Here is a 2,649-nt window from a genome sequence, read left to right as displayed (position 1 = left end):
CAAGCTTCTTAACAATCTTGGAAGTCCTTTTGCCACCTACGGTGACCGACTTGATGACATAAAAAGATGTGGCATTGGCTGATTTGATAACAGACAATCTCATTCTTGTGCGCCTCCGATATAGATGCATGGATTATATCATACATTACGCACATTACGCAAGAAAAACATCAAAAACTTGACAAAAAAAATTAGCGCAAACGCGCTGGCAATAATAATTGGCAAAACCTCAACCGATTAGTGAACTGTCAAACTTCCGGTTGGGTCTTGACTACGGGTATAGAAAAGGTATAATTATTATATATGATTTCCTTTGAATTCGACCAAACCAAAAGCGTTTCCAATCTGGAAAAGCACGGAATTGATTTTGTTCAGGCCCAAAAGCTCTGGGATGATCCAGATCTTTTGGAAATCCCAGCAAGAACATCAGATGAACCAAGGGTTTTGATAATTGGAAAAATTGCCATAAAACATTGGTCAGCAGTGATAACTTATCGGCAAGGCCATATCAGGATAATCTCGGTCCGAAGATCAAGAAAAGATGAGGTTGAGTTGTATGAAAGCGAAAAATTTTGATGAAAAATTTGATGATGGAGAAAGCATTCTGAGTAGCCTTGATCTAACAAAGGCCAAAAGATCATCCCGTGACCAAAAACGAGTCAATGTCGACTTTCCAAAATGGATGATTGAAGCTCTGGACAGAGAAGCTAAACGATTAAATGTGACCAGGCAATCAATCATCAAGATTTGGCTTGCAGAGCGCCTAGAGAAACAAACACTAGCAGCTTAATTTGCAATTTCGAATTCTGATTTACAATCAGATCAAATTAATTAATTGAAGAAGGTTAACAAGAGCATAGACGCGGAAAATAAGGCCGGATCACGGGTCTTGCTTACGCAACACCCGCGCCCGTCTCTTATTTCCGGTCATGACAGGCGTTAACGCAAAAAATGAATAAAACTTATCAACCGTGGTAAGCAATTCAAAGTATGATTTTTCCAGTCAATAAATTAGAGAACAAAGACAATTGAACTCCAAAAGAAAAGAAAGAGATAAAATTCTAGAAAAATTTAAAGCAATTCAAAAGGTGCTTTAAGATTCTGTGGCGATTTAGCTGAGAATTTGAAAATGGAAGAAAATAAAAAAAACGAAACAGAGGATGCGCAAAACCTGCACCCCGGAAAATTAGAAATAGGTAAGATAGTTTTTGTGGGGTGTCTTGTTTTATTGCTGTTGTTTTTTCTTGTTTTTGAAAGGCCTTCAAAACTTATTTGCAACACTTGCAAGAATGGCAAACTGGAGACAAAAGCTGTTTTAGTTTGTTTTCAATTTATAAAAATACCATTTAGTAATTATAGATTGCCCTATAGCATTGTTAAAAGAACTCTCTGTCGTTGTAAAAATTGTGGCAAAGGAAGTTGGATAAAACTGAATGAAGTTGAAAAAAAATTTACCTTCAGCAACAAATGGGTGAATGGCGCGGATTTCAGCTGTCCTTTTTGTAATGGTATAATGAAAGCGCAAATGCATGCAGATCGTGAGTGTGCAGCAGATTGGTATTATCAATGCGATAGCTGCAAACAAAAATTGACTCTTATTCATTGTTTTGATCAACCTATTTCATGGGCAGAATCTTTTTTTAAAGGTATTGATCTTGAGTAAAATAGATGAATGAAATGAAGAGCGTTAACAAGTGCGTAGACGCGGAAAATGAGGCCGGATCACGGGTCTTGCTTGCGCAACACCCGCGCCCGTCTCTCATTTCCGGTCACGACAGTCGTTCTGTGGAAGAAAAATAAAAAAAAACAAAATAATCATAAAAGCTGCTACAATACTATTGTGACTGAATCTAAAGGGGTGCAGTAATGGGAACAAAAGAAATTTTAACCGCCATAAAAAAACTTCCAGTAAGCGAAAGAATATTGATCGTTGAAAAGACCTTAAAAAATATTCGAGAGGCTGCGCTTAAAAAGAATCTGGAATCAGCAGCAGAGGCTCTTCTTGAAGATTACCAATCTGACAAAGAATTAACTGCTTTTTCTTCAATTGATTTTGAGTCATTCTATGAAGCAAGGTGAAATCTGGTATATCAATCTGGATCCAACAGTTGGCGCTGAAATTCAAAAAGTAAGGCCAGCTGTGATTGTTAACGACTATGCTCTTGGTAAGCTGCCATTGAAAATTATCGTGCCAATTACTGACTGGAAACAGCGTTATGAAATAGCGCCATGGATGGTTAACCTTTTCCCAGACAAAGATAATAATTTAGCCAAGGAATCAGCAGCAGACTGTTTCCAAGTACGATCTCTTTCTGAAGCAAGGTTCTCAAAAAAGATTGGCAAAATTAACGCAAAAAAGCTCCACGAAATTCAAGAAGCACTTGCAAAACTGCTGTCAATAAAAGTTTAAAAATTACAATTTAAGACACAGAACAAGTGCATCGACGCGGAAAATAAGGCCGGATCACGGGTCTTGCTTACGCAACACCCGCGCCCGTCTCTTATTTCCGGTCATGACAGGCGTTGAGCGGAATATAAATAAATTAAAACCATACACAAAAACCTTTTCTGTGAAAATCTTTCCAGCTTTTTCAAATGTTATAATGACTAAATTCTTGATAAAAACTTACAAAATATTTACAATATAAT

Annotated in this window: 5 protein-coding genes; all 5 read left to right on the top strand. The window is 37.2% G+C overall.

The features are described 5' to 3' along the window. Nucleotides 1-303 precede the first annotated feature (303 nt). A complete protein-coding gene (locus tag PHY73_08855) occupies nt 304-576 on the top strand; it encodes a BrnT family toxin (GenBank protein ID MDD3375811.1) in 273 nt (90 codons plus the stop codon). Then, the gene (locus tag PHY73_08850; GenBank protein ID MDD3375810.1) at nt 557-790 is read left to right on the top strand and encodes a CopG family transcriptional regulator; all 234 of its coding nucleotides are present in this window, start codon (nt 557-559) and stop codon (nt 788-790) included. Before PHY73_08855 ends, PHY73_08850 begins: the two co-directional genes overlap by 20 nt. Before the next feature lie 339 nt (nt 791-1,129). Continuing rightward, complete coding sequence (locus PHY73_08845; GenBank protein ID MDD3375809.1) at nt 1,130-1,663, top strand: hypothetical protein; 534 nt, start codon at nt 1,130-1,132, stop codon at nt 1,661-1,663. Between the two features lie 203 nt (nt 1,664-1,866). Next, on the top strand, nt 1,867-2,079 hold the full coding sequence (locus PHY73_08840; GenBank protein MDD3375808.1) for a hypothetical protein: 213 nt from the start codon (nt 1,867-1,869) through the stop codon (nt 2,077-2,079). After that, a complete protein-coding gene (locus tag PHY73_08835; protein MDD3375807.1) occupies nt 2,066-2,410 on the top strand; it encodes a type II toxin-antitoxin system PemK/MazF family toxin in 345 nt (114 codons plus the stop codon). The genes PHY73_08840 and PHY73_08835 overlap by 14 nt, the downstream gene beginning before the upstream one ends. Nucleotides 2,411-2,649: the final 239 nt, after the last annotated feature.

Source organism: Candidatus Omnitrophota bacterium (assembly GCA_028693815.1).
GTDB lineage: Bacteria > Omnitrophota > Gorgyraeia > Zapsychrales > Aceulaceae > Aceula.
Note: the sequence above shows the minus strand (reverse complement) of the source record. Positions and strands in the feature narration are given on the sequence as shown.

Bases quoted from the DNA above. Each gene is read 5' to 3' on its own strand.
- PHY73_08855 (MDD3375811.1), top strand. From the start codon at position 304: ATGATTTCCTTTGAATTCGACCAAACCAAAAGCGTTTCCAATCTGGAA.
- PHY73_08850 (MDD3375810.1), top strand. From the start codon at position 557: ATGAAAGCGAAAAATTTTGATGAAAAATTTGATGATGGAGAAAGCATT.
- PHY73_08845 (MDD3375809.1), top strand. From the start codon at position 1,130: ATGGAAGAAAATAAAAAAAACGAAACAGAGGATGCGCAAAACCTGCAC.
- PHY73_08840 (MDD3375808.1), top strand. From the start codon at position 1,867: ATGGGAACAAAAGAAATTTTAACCGCCATAAAAAAACTTCCAGTAAGC.
- PHY73_08835 (MDD3375807.1), top strand. From the start codon at position 2,066: ATGAAGCAAGGTGAAATCTGGTATATCAATCTGGATCCAACAGTTGGC.